The following is a 14,747-nucleotide window of genomic DNA, read 5'->3' on the forward strand; positions in this document are numbered from 1 at the left end:
CATGACCGGGTGCGGGCCGACCCCCGGGATCATGGATTGTTACTGAACTTCCGGTCAGCGGGCCGCGAGGCTGGAACGGCGCACGACCAGCTCCGGCTGGAGCACCACCCGGCGGTGTTCGTGGGCCCGCGACCCCTCCCCCTGCTCGGTCTCCTCCAGCAGCAGTTCGGCGGCCAGGGCCCCCATGGTGACGGCGGGCTGCCGCACCGAGGTCAGCGGTACGGCGGCGGCCGCGGCGAACTCGATGTCGTCATAGCCGACGATGGCGAGGTCGTCCGGGACGGTGACGCCCGCCGCGTACAGGGCCTGCAGGACGCCGAGCGCGAGCAGGTCGTTGGCGCAGAAGACGGCGGTGGGGCGCTCCGCGAGGCCGAGCAGCCGGGCGCCGGCGTCCCGGCCGGCGGCGACGTCGAGGCGCTCGGTGGGCAGCTCGCGCAGCGCGTCGGGGCCGAGCCCGGCTTCGGCGAGGGCGTTCAGGGCGCCGGTACGGCGGTCGCGGACCTGGTTCAGTCCGGGCGGGCCGCTGACGTAGGCGAGGGACCGGTGCCCGGCGTCCACCAGATGGCGGACCGCGAGGGCACCGCCCGCCACGTCGTCCACGGAGACCGAGCACTCGGTGGCGCCCTCGGCGACCCGGTCGACGAGGACGAACGGGATGCCGTGCCGCCGGAAGGACTCGATGTTGCGGCCGGTCGCGTCCGCGGGGGTGAGCAGCACGCCGCGCACCCGCTGCTCGGCGAAGAGCGACAGGTAGTCGGCCTCCTCGGCCGCGTTCTGGGCGCTGTTGCACACCATCACGCCGAGTCCCGCCTCCCGGGCCGCGCGCTCGGCACCGCGCGCCACGTCCACGAAGAACGGGTTGCCCATGTCGAGCACCAGCAGCCCCATGATCCGGCTGCGGCCCGCACGGAGCTGGCGCGCGGACTCGCTGCGGACGTAGCCGAGCCGGTCGATCGCGGACTGCACGCGTGCGCGGGTCTCGTCGGCGACCGTGTCCGGGCGGTTGATGACGTTGGACACCGTGCCCACCGACACTCCGGCGGCGCGGGCGACGTCCTTGATACCCACCGACTGGGCCATCGGGCTTCGGACCTCCAGGGTGACGAGGGGCGGTGGGCGGGCCTTCACATTACCGGCACCGCCGCCCGGGAAGAGTGGTCGTAGGGGGGCGCGGGGCGGGCGACGGGGAAGGCCGAGGGGTCGTGCCGCTCGGCCTTCCCTTCCCGGCCGGCCGGGCCGGGTCGTGCCCTCGCTCGTGGCCGAGGAGCCGGGGTGGCCGTCTCCTCGGTCGCGCGCCCGTGGCGAAGGCCGGGGCGCCGGCCGCACGCCGTGCCGGCACGTGGCCGGCTCCGGCCGTTCAGTCGAGGTGGAACACCTCGGCGAGCGGTTTCATGGCCTCGTCGGGCCGGGCGCCGTCCGGCGACTCGAAGAACGGCGCCATCGCCGCCTGCCGGCGCGCGTTGACGCCGGTGGCCTCCAGCCGGCCCGGGCGGCGGCGAAGTCCTCGGTCTCCAGGTAGCCGACGAGCAGGCCGTCCTCGCGCAGGAAGAGCGAGTAGTTGTGCCAGCCGGTCGCCCCGAGGACGCCGAGCATCTCCGGCCAGACGGCCGCAGGCCGCTCACGGTACTCGTCGTGGCGGTCCGCCCTGACCTTCAGCAGGAAGCACACGCGTTGCGTCGACGGCCCCTGTCCGCTCAGAAGTCGAAGCGGTCGATGTTCTTCGCGTCGAACACGGTGGGCTTGCCCAGGTTGATCACACCGTCCTTGCCGAGGGTGTACGTCGTCCCGCCGGCCTTGAAGGTCTCGCCCTCCCTGCCGGAGATCTGGCCGGAGGCCAGGGCGACGGCGGTCCGCGCGGCGAGGTCGCCGAGCTTCGCCGGGTCCCACAGCTCGAAGCCTTCGACGGTGCCGTTCTTGACGTACTTGCGCATGTCGTTCGGGGTGCCGAGGCCGGTCAGCTTGACCTTGCCCTTGTACGTGGAGCCCGACAGGTACTGGGCCGCGGCCTTGATGCCGACGGTGGTCGGGGAGATGATCCCCTTCAGGTTCGGGTGCTCCTGGAGCAGGCCCTGGGTCTGCTGGAACGACTGCTGGGCGTCGTCGTTGCCGTACGCGATCTTGACGAGCTTGACGTCCTTGTACTTCGGGTCCTTCAGCTCGTCCTTCATGTAGCCGATCCAGGTGTTCTGGTTGGTCGCGGTCTGGGCGGCCGACAGGATCGCGATCTCGCCCTTGTAGTCGATCTGTTCGGCGAGCAGCTGCACCTCGGTACGGCCCAGGTCCTCGGCGGACGCCTGCGACACGAAGGCGTTGCGGCAGCCGGGATTGGTGTCGGAGTCGTAGGTGACGACCTTGATTCCGTTCGTCATGGCCTGCTTCAGCGCGGTGCACAGGGCACCGGGGTCCTGCGCGGAGACGGCGATGGCGTCGGCCCGCTGCTGGGTGAGCGTGTTGACGTAACTCACCTGGCCAGAGGTGTCCGTGGCACTGGACGGGCCCACCTCCTTGTACGTCGAGCCGAGTTCGGCGAGCGCCCGCTCGCCGCCCTTGTCGGCGGTGGTGAAGTACGGGTTGTTCACCTGCTTGGGCAGGAAGCCGACGGTCAGCCCCTTCTTGGTGGCCGCGTTCGGGTCGGCCTTGCCGGCGGAGGCGGCGGATCCGCTGTCGTCCTTGACGTCGTTCTTGGTGGTGCCGCCGCAGGCGGTGAGGGCGAGGGCCACAGAGGTGCCGGCGGCGAGGACGGCGCAGGCGCGGCGAAGGGACGAACTACGCATGATGGCGCTTCCTTTGCAGGAGGAGGGGTGGCGCCCCGTCGGGGGCGCGGGACTGGTCGGAACAGGCGGCTCCGCCGCGGGAGACGTCCGCCTGCCGCGGTGGGCCCGCGGCCGGCGGACGGCCTAACCGCTGGAGCCGGCCGCCCGGGCGAGGGAGATCTGCCGCGCGACCCGCGGCGCCAGGACGGAGATCACCAGCAGCACGCCGGTGACGACGATCTGCGACTGCGCGGAGACGTTGAGCAGGCTCATCACGTTCTGCAGCGCGCCCAGCAGGAAGACACCGGCGATCGCGCCGCCCAGGGTCCCCCTGCCGCCGTCGAAGTCGATGCCGCCGAGCAGCACGGCGGCCACGACGGAGAGCTCCAGCCCGGTGGCGTTGTCGTAGCGGGCGCTGGCGTAGTGCAGCGCCCAGAAGACGCCGGTGAGCGCGGACATCAGGCCGGTGGCGACGAAGAGGATCAGCTTGCCGCGCTTGACGCGGACGCCCGCGAACCGTGCCGCCTCCTCGCTCGCCCCGATGGCGAACAGCGACCGGCCGAACGGGGTCGCGTGCAGGACGACGACCGCGACGGCGAGCAGGACAAGGAAGGGCAGGAAGGCCTGCGGCAGGAAGGTCGTGCCGAGGCGGCCGGCCGCGAACTCCTGGTACTGGACGGGGAAGTCGGTCACCGCGTCGGAGCCGAGCACGATCTGTGCGATGCCCCGGTAGGCGGCGAGCGTGCCGATGGTGACGGCGAGGGACGGCAGCCCGAGCCGGGTGACGAGCAGTCCGTTGACCAGCCCGCAGCCCACGCCCAGGAGCAGGCACAGCGGGACGATCGTCTCGATGGCCATGCCCTCGTTCCAGAGCCTGCCCATCACGGCACCGGACAGCCCGGCCGTGGACGCGACCGAGAGGTCGATCTCGCCGGAGACGACGAGCAGGGTCATCGGCAGGGCGATCAGCGCGATCGGGAGCGTGTTGCCGAGCAGGAACGACAGGTTGAGGGCGTTGCCGAAACCGTCCACGAACCCGAAGGAGAGCAGCAGCAGGACGATCAGGAGGGCGCCGACGACGGTGTCCCAGCGGATAGCGCGGGTGAGCGACTCAGGCACCGGAGGTCTCCTTCGCCATGGCGGTCCTCCTCAGGGCCGACTTCTTCTTCAGGGCGGCGGCCACACGCAGCGCCACGACCCGGTCGACGGCGATGGCGAGCAGCAGCAGGACGCCGTTGATCGCGAGCACCCACACGGAGCTGACGCCGAGGGCGGGCAGCACACTGTTGATGGAGGTCAGCAGCAGGGCGCCGAGGGCGGCGCCGTAGACGCTGCCGACGCCGCCGGTGAAGGCGATGCCGCCGACCACGACCGCGCTGACGACGGTGAGTTCGTAGCCGTTGCCGGTGCCGGAGTCGACGTTGCCGAACCGGGCCAGGTACAGGACGCCCGCGAGTCCGGCGAGGGCGCCGCAGAAGGTGTAGGCGGCCAGGAGCCGCTTGCGCACAGGGATGCCGGCGAGCCGCGCGGCCTCCGGGTTGGACCCGAGGGCGTACATCTCCCGCCCGCTGTCGTAGTGCTTGAGGAAGTACGCGGTCGCGACCAGCGCCGCCAGCGCGATGACGGCCAGCCAGGGCACCGCCGAGACGCCTGCGGAGCCGAGGTCGACGAAGCCGCCCGGGAGATCGGCCGCCGTGATCTGCCGTGAGCCGACCCAGATCGAGTCGATCCCGCGGATGATGTACAGGGTGCCGAGCGTGACGACCAGCGCGGGCACCTGGCCGAGGCTGACGAGCAGGCCGTTCAGCAGTCCGAACCCGATGCCGAGCAGGACGGCGAGGAGGATCGCGACGACCGCGTTCCCGCCGCCCTGGAGGTAGGAGCCGGCGGCGAAGGCGCTGATCCCGAGGGTGGAGCCGACCGACAGGTCCACGTTGCGGGTGATGACGACGAGGGACTGCCCGGTGGCGACCAGCACCAGGATCGTCGCGTTGAGCAGCAGGTCCTTGATGCCCTGCTCGGACAGGAACTGGCTGTTGCCCGCCTGGGTGGCCGCGATCATCACCAGGAAGACGACCAGGATGGCGAGTTCGCGCATCCTGAAGACGCGGTCCACGAGCCGGGTGCCGCTGGAGCGGGGCGCGTCGGCGACGGGGGTCGGGTTCGGGGTGGTCACCGTCATACGGCGGCCCTCCGGTCGGCGGTCGGGATCATTCGGGCAGCCCTCTCTACGGCTGTCATACGGCGGGCAGCCCTCTCGGCGGCCGCCGTCCGGCAAGCGGCCCCCGCTACGGCTGCCGTACCGCGGGAAGCCCCCTCGGCGGCCGCCGTCCGGCAAGCGGCCCCCGCTACGGCTGCCGTACCGCGGGACGTCCCCTCGGCGGCCGCCGTCCGGCGGATAGCCCCCTCGGCGGCCGCCGTCCGGCAGGCGGCCCGCGCTGCGGCTGTCATGCGGCCGCCCTCCCGGTGGCCGCCGCCATCACGCTCTCCTCGGTGGCCGCGGCGCGCGGGATCTCGGCGGTGATCCGGCCCTCGTGCATGACGAGCACCCGGTCGGCCATGCCGAGGATCTCGGGCAGGTCGGAGGAGATCATCAGCACCGCCACACCGTCGGCGGCGAGCTGGGACAGCAGCCGGTGCACCTCGGCCTTGGTGCCGACGTCGATCCCCCGGGTCGGCTCGTCCACGATGAGCACCTCGGGGCGGGTGGCGAGCCACTTGGCGAGGACGACCTTCTGCTGGTTGCCGCCGGACAGCGTGGAGACGGCGTCCGCGATCCGGGCGTACTTCACCTGGAGCTTCACCGCCCAGTCCAGGGAACGGCTGCGTTCGGCGCGCGGGTTCATGAGTCCGCCCTTGACGGTCGTGCGCAGCCCGGTCAGGCCGATGTTCCGCTCGATGGACATGTCCATCACCAGGCCCTGGGCGCGCCGGTCCTCGGGGACCAGGGCGAGTCCCGCGGCCATCGCGGTGGAGGGGGCCCCGTTGGTGAGCCGGCGGCCGCCGACCTCGACCTCCCCGGCGTCCCAGCGGTCGACGCCGAACACGGCGCGGGCGACCTCGGTACGGCCGGCGCCGACCAGCCCGGCGAGGCCGACGATCTCGCCGCGCCGCACCTCGAAGGAGACGTCGGTGAAGACGCCCTCACGGGTCAGCCGGCGGACGCTGAGCGCGGTCTCCCCGGGGGTGACGTCCTGCTTCGGATACAGCTCGTCCAGGTCGCGGCCGACCATCCGGCGGACCAGGTCGTCCTCGGTCATCCCGTCGAGCGGCTCGCCGGCGATCCAGGCGCCGTCGCGCAGCGTCGTCACCCGCCCGCAGATCTGGAAGATCTCCTCCAGCCGGTGCGAGATGAACAGCACGGCGGCGCCCTGATCGCGCAGGGTGCGCACGACTCCGAAGAGCCGGGCGACCTCGCTGCCGGTCAGGGCGGCCGTCGGCTCGTCCATGATCAGGACCCGGGCGTCGAAGGAGAGCGCCTTGGCGATCTCCACGATCTGCTGGTCCGCGATGGACAGGCCGCGGGCGGGCCGGTCGGGGTCGAGATCGACGCCGAGGCGTTTCATCAGGGCGGCCGTGGCCCCGTGGGTGGCCTTGTGGTCGATGCGGCCGAGGGACCGCCGGGGCCGGCGGCCCATGAAGATGTTCTCGGCGATCGACAGGTCCGGGAAGAGCGTCGGCTCCTGGTAGATCACGGCGATGCCGGCGTCACGGGCATCGCCGGGGCCGTGGAAGACGACCGGCGCCCCGTCGAGCAGCACCTGGCCGGCGTCCGGCCGGTGCACGCCGGCGAGGGTCTTGATCAGGGTCGACTTGCCCGCGCCGTTCTCACCGGCGAGGGCGTGCACCTCGCCGGGCAGCAGCTCCAGCGAGACGTCCCGGAGGGCGCGCACGGCACCGAAGGACTTGGAGACGCCCGCGAGTGCCAGCACCGGGGCCGGTCCCGTGTCAGGCGGGTGGGTCATGGGGACTCCTCGACGACATCGCCGAACGGGCCCGGGGCCCTCACGGCGTCGTGAAAGGTTTCAAATGGATTGCCGGGACCGTAGGCATCACCGCCGGGCCACGTCAATGGGTCCACGCCGAAAACCTTTCCATGCCGGAGCGTCACGGCGGAGTCACAAGCAACCGTGTGGGCCGGAGTGCTTGACACCCTCCGGAACGACACCTAGCTTCCGTTCTGAATCGTTTCACAAGCTCAGTCGTTCCGCCTGACCTCACAGGAGCCCTGAAGTGACCGACCTCGCCGCGGTGAAGGCCGCGCTCAAGACCCAGGCCGTCGAGACGCCGTCGTGGGCGTACGGGAACTCGGGAACCCGATTCAAGGTGTTCGCCCAGGCCGGTGTGCCGCGCACGGCCCAGGAGAAACTCCAGGACGCCGCCAAGGTGCACGAGTTCACGGGCGTGGCCCCGACCGTCGCCCTGCACATCCCCTGGGACCGGGTCGACGACTACACGGCACTGGCGAAGTACGCCGAGGAGCGCGGTGTACGGCTGGGCGCCGTCAACTCCAACACCTTCCAGGACGACGACTACAGGCTCGGCAGCATCTGCCATCCGGACGCGGCGGTGCGCCGCAAGGCGCTCGGCCACCTGCTGGAGTGCGTGGACATCATGGACGCCGCGGGCTCCCGCGATCTGAAGCTGTGGTTCGCGGACGGCACCAACTATCCCGGCCAGGACGACATCCGCGCCCGGCAGGACCGGCTCGCGGAGGGACTGGCCGAGGTGTACGCACGGCTCGGCGACGGACAGCGGATGCTGCTGGAGTACAAGTTCTTCGAGCCGGCCTTCTACACGACGGACGTACCGGACTGGGGCACGGCGTACGCGCACTGCCTGACGCTCGGGCCGAAGGCGCAGGTCGTCGTCGACATCGGACACCACGCACCCGGCACCAACATCGAGTTCATCGTGGCGACGCTGCTGCGGGAGGAGAAGCTCGGCGGCTTCGACTTCAACTCGCGGTTCTACGCCGACGACGACCTGATGGTGGGGGCCGCCGACCCCTTCCAGCTGTTCCGGATCATGTACGAGGTGGTGCGCGGCGGCGGGCTGTCCGCGCGGGTCGCGTTCATGCTCGACCAGTGCCACAACGTCGAGGCGAAGATCCCGGCGATCATCCGCTCGGTGATGAACGTGCAGGAGGCGACGGCCAAGGCGCTGCTGGTGGACCGGTCGGCGCTGGCCGCGGCTCAGGCCGCGGGCGAGGTCCTCGACGCGAACGCCGTGCTCATGGACGCGTACAACACCGATGTACGGCCGCTGCTGCGGGAGGTGCGCGAGGAGATGGGGCTCGACCCCGATCCGCTGGCCGCGTACCGGCGGTCGGGGTGGGCCGAGAAGGTCGTCGCCGAGCGGGTCGGGGGTCGGCAGGCCGGCTGGGGCGCCTAGGCGCACGCCCCGTCGCCCTGTCGCCTCGGCGGCCGCGCGCCGGACGGATCCGGCCGCCAGGGTACCCGCGTCCCCCTTCGAACCCCCTGTCATCCGAGGAGCTGAGGAATCTCCATGCCCACCCATCCCGAAGCCGCCGCACTGATCACCCGGTCCCATCGGCTCGGTTCCGATCCCCGCAACACGAACTACGCCGGCGGGAACGCCTCCGCCAAAGGCACCGGCACCGACCCCGTCACCGGTGGTGACGTGGAGCTGATGTGGGTCAAGGGGTCCGGCGGCGACCTGGGCACGCTGACCGGGGCCGGGCTGGCCGTGCTGCGGCTGGACCGGCTGCGGGCCCTGGTGGACGTGTACCCCGGTGTCGAGCGCGAGGACGAGATGGTCGCCGCGTTCGACTACTGCCTGCACGGCAAGGGCGGGGCCGCGCCCTCCATCGACACCGCGATGCACGGACTGGTGGACGCCCCGCACGTGGACCATCTGCACCCGGATTCCGGCATCGCCCTCGCCTGCGCCGCCGACGGGGAGAAGCTGACCGCCGAGTGCTTCGGGGACCGCGTGGTGTGGGTGCCGTGGCGCCGGCCCGGCTTCCAGCTCGGGCTGGACATCGCCGCCGTCCGGAAGGCCAACCCGCGGGCCGTCGGGTGCATCCTCGGCGGGCACGGGATCACCGCCTGGGGCGACAGCTCCGAGGAGTGCGAGCGCAACTCCCTGCACATCATCCGCACGGCCGAGGCGTTCCTGGCGGAGCGCGGGAAGGCGGAGCCCTTCGGACCGGTGATCGCGGGCTACGAGGCGCTGCCCGAGGCCGAGCGGCGCCAACGCGCCACCGCGCTGGCGCCGTACGTCCGCGCCCTCGCCTCCCGGGACCGGCCGCAGGTCGGGCACTTCGACGACTCGGAGGCCGTACTCGACTTCACGGCCCGTGCCGAGCACCCGCGCCTGGCCGCGCTGGGCACCTCCTGCCCCGACCACTTCCTGCGCACCAAGGTCCGGCCGCTCGTGCTCGACCTGCCGCCCACGGCGCCGCTGGAGGAGGCCCTCGCACGGCTGACGGAACTGCACGGCGCCTACCGTGAGAAGTACGCCGCCTACTACCGGCGGCACGCCCTGCCCGACTCCCCCGGCATGCGCGGCGCCGACCCGGCGATCGTGCTGGTCCCCGGCGTGGGCATGTTCTCCTTCGGCAAGGACAAGCAGACCGCGCGCGTGGCCGGCGAGTTCTACGTCAACGCGATCAACGTGATGCGCGGGGCGGAGGCGGTGTCGTCGTACGCGCCGATCGAGGAGTCGGAGAAGTTCCGCATCGAGTACTGGGCGCTGGAGGAGGCCAAGCTGCGGCGGATGCCGAGGCCCCGGCCGCTGGCCACCCGGGTGGCCCTGGTGACGGGCGCGGGCAGCGGGATCGGGCGGGCCGTCGCGCACCGGCTGGCCGGTGAGGGCGCCTGCGTGGTGGTCGCGGACCTCGACGCGGAAGGCGCGGCCCGGGTCGCCGAGGAGCTCGGCGGGCCGGACAGGGCGGTCGCGGTGCAGGTGGACGTCACGTCGGAGGAGCGGATCGCCGAGGCGTTCCGGGCGGCCGTGCTCGCCTTCGGCGGGGTCGACCTCGTCGTGAACAACGCCGGGATCTCGATCTCCAAGCCGCTGCTGGAGACCACCGCCCGGGACTGGGACCTCCAGCACGACGTCATGGCCCGCGGGTCCTTCCTCGTGTCGCGGGAGGCGGCCCGGGTGATGACCGCGCAGGGACTGGGCGGCGACATCGTCTACATCGTCTCCAAGAACGCCGTGTTCGCCGGGCCCGACAACATCGCCTACTCGGCAACCAAGGCCGACCAGGCCCATCAGGTGCGGCTCCTCGCCGCAGAACTGGGCGAGCACGGCATCCGCGTCAACGGCGTCAACCCGGACGGTGTGGTGCGCGGTTCCGGGATCTTCGCGGGCGGCTGGGGCGCCCAGCGGGCCGCGGTGTACGGGGTGCCGGAGGAGAAGCTCGGCGAGTTCTACGCCCAGCGCACGCTCCTCAAGCGGGAGGTGCTGCCCGAGCACGTCGCCAACGCGGTGTTCGCGCTCACGGGCGGCGGGCTCACGCACACCACCGGGCTGCACGTGCCGGTCGACGCGGGTGTGGCGGCCGCGTTCCTGCGATGAGCGCGGACGTGGACGCGGGCGCACGGTCGTACGCCGCGGTCGACCTCGGCGCCTCCAGCGGCCGGGTGATGGTCGGCCGGGTGGGCCCGGACTCGCTGGAGCTGAGCGAGGCGCACCGGTTCCCGAACCGGCCGGTGCGCCTCCCGGAGGGGCTGCGCTGGGACATCCTCGCTCTCCACCGGGGGGTGCTCGACGGGCTGCGGGCGGCGGGGACCCGCAGCGGTGGGCGGCTCGCTTCCGTCGGCATCGACGGCTGGGCCGTCGACCACGGCCTGCTGGACGCCGACGGGGCCCTGCTGGGCAACCCGGTGCACTACCGCGACGCCCGCACGGAGGGCGTCGCCGAGAAGGTGTGGGCGACCGTGCCGGCCGCCGAGCTGTACGCGGCCACCGGTCTGCAGTACGCCCCCTTCAACACCCTGTACCAGCTGGTGGCCGCCCGCCCGACCGTCCAGTTCGCCCGGGCGGCACGGGCGTTGCTCGTCCCCGACCTGCTCACGTACTGGCTGACCGGGGAGCAGGGGACCGAGCTGACCAATGCCTCGACCACCCAGCTGATCGATCCCCGGACGCGGACGTGGGCGTACGAGGTCGCCGAGCGGCTGGGCGTCGACCTCGGCCTGTTCCCGCCGCTGCGGCAGCCGGGCGATCCGGCGGGGCAGCTGCGCCCGGAGGTGCTGGAGGAGACGGGCCTCGCCGGTCCGGTGCCGGTGACGGCCGTCGCCTCGCACGACACCGCCTCCGCGGTGGCCGCCGTCCCCGCCACCGGCGAGCGTTTCGCCTACATCTGCACCGGCACCTGGTCGCTGGCCGGGCTGGAGCTGACCGCGCCGGTGCTCACCGAGGAGAGCCGGGCCGCCAACTTCACCAACGAGCTGGGGCTGGACGGCACCGTCCGGTACCTGCGCAACATCATGGGCCTCTGGCTGCTCCAGGAGTGCGTACGGGCCTGGGGCGAGCCGGATCTGGACGTGCTGCTGAGGGGGGCCGCCGACGTGCCGCCGCTGCGCTCGGTGGTGGACGCGGGGGACGAGGCGTTCCTGGCGCCGGGGCGGATGCCGCAGCGGATCGCCGAGGCCTGCCGGGCGACGGGGCAGCCCGTGCCCGGAACCCGCGCGGAGACCACGCGGTGCATCCTCGACTCGCTGGCGCTGGCGCACCGGCGGGCCGTCGAGGACGCGCAGCGGCTCGCCGGGCATCCCGTGGACGTGGTGCACGTGGTGGGCGGTGGCACCCGCAACGCACTGCTCTGCCAGCTGACGGCCGACGCCTGCGGACTGCCCGTGGTGGCGGGTCCGACGGAGGCGGCCGCCCTCGGCAACGTCCTCGTCCAGGCCCGCGCGCACGGTCTGGTCGGCGATCTCGCCGACATGCGCCGGCTGCTCGTCCGCACCCAGCCGCCGACCCGGTACAGGCCGCGCGGGAACGGCGCCCGCTGGCGCGAGGCCGAGGCGCGGCTCGCCGCACGGTGACAGCGCTCTCCGACGGAGGGTACCCGCCCACTACCCTGCACTCGTCCGACGACCGAACCCGAGGAGCCGCGATGCGTGTCGCCCTGTTCCTGACCTGCGTCAACGACACGCTCTATCCGGACACCGGCCGCGCCGTGGTGAGACTGCTGACCAGGCTGGGCGTCCACGTCGACTTCCCGATGGGCCAGACCTGCTGCGGGCAGGCGCACTACAACACCGGCTACCGGCACGGGGCGGAGCCGCTCGCCCGGCACTTCGCCGAGGTCTTCGGGGACTACGAGGCGATCGTGACCCCCTCGGGGTCCTGCGGGGCGATGGTGCGGGAGCTGTACCCGCGGATGGGCGAGCGGGCACGTGCGGAGGGCCGCGGGGACTCGCTGGCCGCGACCCTGGCGGCGGTGGTGCCGAAGACGTACGAGCTGACGGAGTTCCTGGTGGACGTGCTGGGGGTGACGGACGTGGGGGCGTACTACCCGCACCGGGTCACCTACCACCCCACCTGCCACGGGCTGCGCGGGCTCGGGCTCGGCGACCGGCCCCGGCGGCTGCTGACGGCGGTCGGGGGACTGGAACTGGTGGAGCTTCCGGGGGCGGAGGAGTGCTGCGGGTTCGGCGGCACGTTCGCGGTGAAGAACGCGGACGTGTCGGCGGCGATGGGCACGGACAAGGTGCGCAACGCCGAGTCGACGGGCGCGGACGTGCTGTGCGCGGCCGACAACTCCTGTCTGATGCACATCGGCGGCACGATGAGCCGGCTGCGGACCGGCATGCGGCCGGTCCACATCGCGGAGATCCTGGCGAGCACGAAGGAGGAACCGGCCGTATGAGCGCGACGTTCGTCGGCATGCCCGCGTTTCCGGCCTTTCCCGAGGCCGCGCGTGAGGCCGTGCACGACGCCACCCTGCGGGGCAATCTGCGACACGCCACCCACACCATCCGGACCAAACGCGCCCGGGCGGTCGGCGAGTTGTCCGACTGGGCCGAGCTGCGGGAGGCGGGCCGCCGGATCAAGGACCACACGCTGCGCCATCTCGACCGGTATCTGGTGCGGTTGGAGGAGTCCGTGACGGCGGCGGGCGGTACGGTCCACTGGGCCGCCGACGGCGAGGAGGCCAACCGGATCGTGGCCGAACTGGTCAGGGCGACCGGCGAGTCCGAGGTCGTCAAGGTCAAGTCGATGGCCACGCAGGAGATCGGGCTGAACGAGGCCCTGGAGGCCGAGGGCATCCGTGCCTACGAGACCGATCTCGCCGAGTTGATCGTCCAGTTGGGCAAGGACCGTCCCTCGCACATCCTGGTGCCTGCCATCCACCGCAACCGGGGTGAGATCCGGGACATCTTCGCGAGTGAGATGGGGGCGTGGGGCCGCCCGGCGCCCGAGGGTCTGACGGACACACCCGCCGAACTCGCCGAGGCTGCCCGGTTGCACCTGCGGGAGAAGTTCCTGCGCGCGAAGGTCGGCGTCTCCGGCGCGAACTTCATGGTCGCCGAGACCGGCACGCTCGTCGTGGTGGAGTCCGAGGGCAACGGCCGGATGTGCCTGACCCTGCCGAAGACGCTGATCTCGGTCGTCGGCATCGAGAAGGTGGTGCCCACCTGGCGGGACCTGGAGGTCTTCCTCCAGACGCTGCCCCGCTCCTCCACCGCCGAGCGCATGAACCCGTACACGAGCATGTGGACCGGCACCACCGACGGGGACGGGCCGGACACCTTCCACCTGGTGCTCCTCGACAACGGGCGCACCGACACCCTCGCCGACACCGTCGGCCGCCAGGCCCTGCGCTGCATCCGCTGCTCGGCCTGCCTCAACGTCTGCCCGGTCTACGAGCGGGCCGGCGGACACGCCTACGGTTCGGTCTACCCGGGCCCGATCGGTGCCATCCTCAGCCCCCAACTGCGGGGCACGGCCAGTGAGATCGACGCCTCGCTGCCCTACGCCTCGTCCCTGTGCGGGGCCTGCTACGAGGTCTGCCCGGTCGCCATCGACATCCCCGAGGTGCTGGTGCACCTGCGGGAGCGGGTGGTGGAGGGCGGACCGGCGGTCCGGGCGGGCAACCGGGTCGTGCTCAAGCCCGCCAGGGGGCACGCGGCCGAACGGGCGGCCATGCGGGCCGCAGGCTGGGCGTTCGCCCACCCGGGCGCCCTGCGCACCGGCCAGCGGCTCGCCTCCCGCACCCGCCGGCTGCACCCCCGTACCCTGCCGGGCCCGGGCAGGGCGTGGAGCGGCAGCCGGGATCTGCCGGCGGTGCCGGCCGAGCCGTTCCGGGACTGGTGGCAGCGGTCCCGCGGGGGAAAGGACGACGTCAAGTGAGCAGCAGGGAAAGGATCCTGGGCCGGGTGCGGCGGGCGCTCGCCGATGTCGCACCCGACGAGGAGCCGTACGAGAGGGCCGTGGCGCGGGACTACGCGCGCGAGCACGGGGAGCGCACGGCCGAGGAGACGGTGGAGCTGCTCGCGGAGAACCTGGCGGACTACCGGGCGATCGTGCACCGCTGCGACGCGGAGGAGCTGCCGCTGCTGGTGATGCGGCTGCTGGCCGCGCGCGGCTCCGAGGAGGTGCTGGTGCCGCCGGGGCTGCCGCCCGGGTGGCTGGCGGCGGCGGACCCGGTGCGGATCCACGACCGGGCGGAGAGCACGCCGCACCGGCTGGACCGGGTGGGCAGCGTGGTGACGGGGTGTGCCGTGGCCGTCGCCGAGACCGGCACGATCGTCCTGGACGGCTCCCCCGACCAGGGCCGGCGCCGGATCTCGCTGATCCCGGACCACCACATCTGTGTGGTCGGGGTGCCCGACCAGGTCGTCGCCTCCGTTCCGCAGGCCATCGAACGGCTCGACCCGACCCGCCCGTTGACGTGGATTTCCGGCCCGTCGGCCACCAGCGACATCGAGCTGGACCGGGTCGAGGGCGTGCATGGGCCGCGCACCCTGGAGGTGATCCTGCTCGGCTGACCGGACGGGCCGTCCCGGCCCGGTG

Annotated in this window: 11 protein-coding genes and 1 pseudogene; 6 read left to right on the top strand and 6 right to left on the bottom strand. The window is 72.6% G+C overall.

What is annotated here, in order from left to right; all coding sequences use genetic code 11:
- Nucleotides 1-54 precede the first annotated feature (54 nt).
- The 6 genes and pseudogenes from BLW57_RS06000 to BLW57_RS06025 form a co-directional block, all read right to left on the bottom strand.
- Nucleotides 55-1,080 carry a LacI family DNA-binding transcriptional regulator gene (locus BLW57_RS06000; RefSeq protein WP_093472672.1) on the bottom strand — a complete coding sequence of 342 codons (1,026 nt, stop codon included), beginning with the start codon at nt 1,078-1,080 and terminating at the stop codon, nt 55-57.
- A 277-nt stretch (nt 1,081-1,357) separates the two neighbouring features.
- Nucleotides 1,358-1,698: pseudogene (locus BLW57_RS06005) on the bottom strand (L-rhamnose mutarotase).
- Complete coding sequence (gene rhaS / locus BLW57_RS06010) at nt 1,695-2,774, bottom strand: rhamnose ABC transporter substrate-binding protein (RefSeq protein WP_093472674.1); 1,080 nt, start codon at nt 2,772-2,774, stop codon at nt 1,695-1,697. Before rhaS ends, BLW57_RS06005 begins: the two are co-directional and overlap by 4 nt.
- A 123-nt stretch (nt 2,775-2,897) precedes the next feature.
- The gene (locus BLW57_RS06015; RefSeq protein WP_093472675.1) at nt 2,898-3,872 is read right to left on the bottom strand and encodes an ABC transporter permease; all 975 of its coding nucleotides are present in this window, start codon (nt 3,870-3,872) and stop codon (nt 2,898-2,900) included.
- The gene (locus tag BLW57_RS06020) at nt 3,865-4,935 is read right to left on the bottom strand and encodes an ABC transporter permease (RefSeq protein ID WP_093472677.1); all 1,071 of its coding nucleotides are present in this window, start codon (nt 4,933-4,935) and stop codon (nt 3,865-3,867) included. The genes BLW57_RS06015 and BLW57_RS06020 overlap by 8 nt, the downstream gene beginning before the upstream one ends.
- 265 nt (nt 4,936-5,200) lie before the next feature.
- The gene (locus BLW57_RS06025) at nt 5,201-6,718 is read right to left on the bottom strand and encodes a sugar ABC transporter ATP-binding protein (protein ID WP_093472679.1); all 1,518 of its coding nucleotides are present in this window, start codon (nt 6,716-6,718) and stop codon (nt 5,201-5,203) included.
- A gap of 268 nt (nt 6,719-6,986) precedes the next feature.
- On the opposite strand from BLW57_RS06025, the gene rhaI reads away from it, so the two are divergent.
- The 6 genes from rhaI to BLW57_RS06055 all read left to right on the top strand — a co-directional run bounded on the left by rhaI (nt 6,987) and on the right by BLW57_RS06055 (nt 14,722).
- Complete coding sequence (rhaI, locus tag BLW57_RS06030; RefSeq protein ID WP_093472681.1) at nt 6,987-8,147, top strand: L-rhamnose isomerase; 1,161 nt, start codon at nt 6,987-6,989, stop codon at nt 8,145-8,147.
- Nucleotides 8,148-8,261: 114 nt separating this feature from the next.
- Nucleotides 8,262-10,301 (top strand): bifunctional aldolase/short-chain dehydrogenase, encoded by a 2,040-nt coding sequence (locus BLW57_RS06035; RefSeq protein ID WP_093472683.1) that lies wholly within the window; start codon nt 8,262-8,264, stop codon nt 10,299-10,301.
- On the top strand, nt 10,298-11,773 hold the full coding sequence (locus BLW57_RS06040) for a rhamnulokinase (RefSeq protein WP_093472684.1): 1,476 nt from the start codon (nt 10,298-10,300) through the stop codon (nt 11,771-11,773). The genes BLW57_RS06035 and BLW57_RS06040 overlap by 4 nt, the downstream gene beginning before the upstream one ends.
- 71 nt (nt 11,774-11,844) lie before the next feature.
- The gene (locus BLW57_RS06045) at nt 11,845-12,600 is read left to right on the top strand and encodes a (Fe-S)-binding protein (RefSeq protein WP_093472686.1); all 756 of its coding nucleotides are present in this window, start codon (nt 11,845-11,847) and stop codon (nt 12,598-12,600) included.
- Nucleotides 12,597-14,084 carry a LutB/LldF family L-lactate oxidation iron-sulfur protein gene (locus BLW57_RS06050; RefSeq protein WP_093472687.1) on the top strand — a complete coding sequence of 496 codons (1,488 nt, stop codon included), beginning with the start codon at nt 12,597-12,599 and terminating at the stop codon, nt 14,082-14,084. Before BLW57_RS06045 ends, BLW57_RS06050 begins: the two co-directional genes overlap by 4 nt.
- Nucleotides 14,081-14,722 carry a LutC/YkgG family protein gene (locus BLW57_RS06055; protein WP_093472689.1) on the top strand — a complete coding sequence of 214 codons (642 nt, stop codon included), beginning with the start codon at nt 14,081-14,083 and terminating at the stop codon, nt 14,720-14,722. Before BLW57_RS06050 ends, BLW57_RS06055 begins: the two co-directional genes overlap by 4 nt.
- Nucleotides 14,723-14,747: the final 25 nt, after the last annotated feature.

This window comes from Streptomyces sp. 1222.5, from assembly GCF_900105245.1.
Lineage (GTDB): Bacteria > Actinomycetota > Actinomycetes > Streptomycetales > Streptomycetaceae > Streptomyces > Streptomyces albidocamelliae.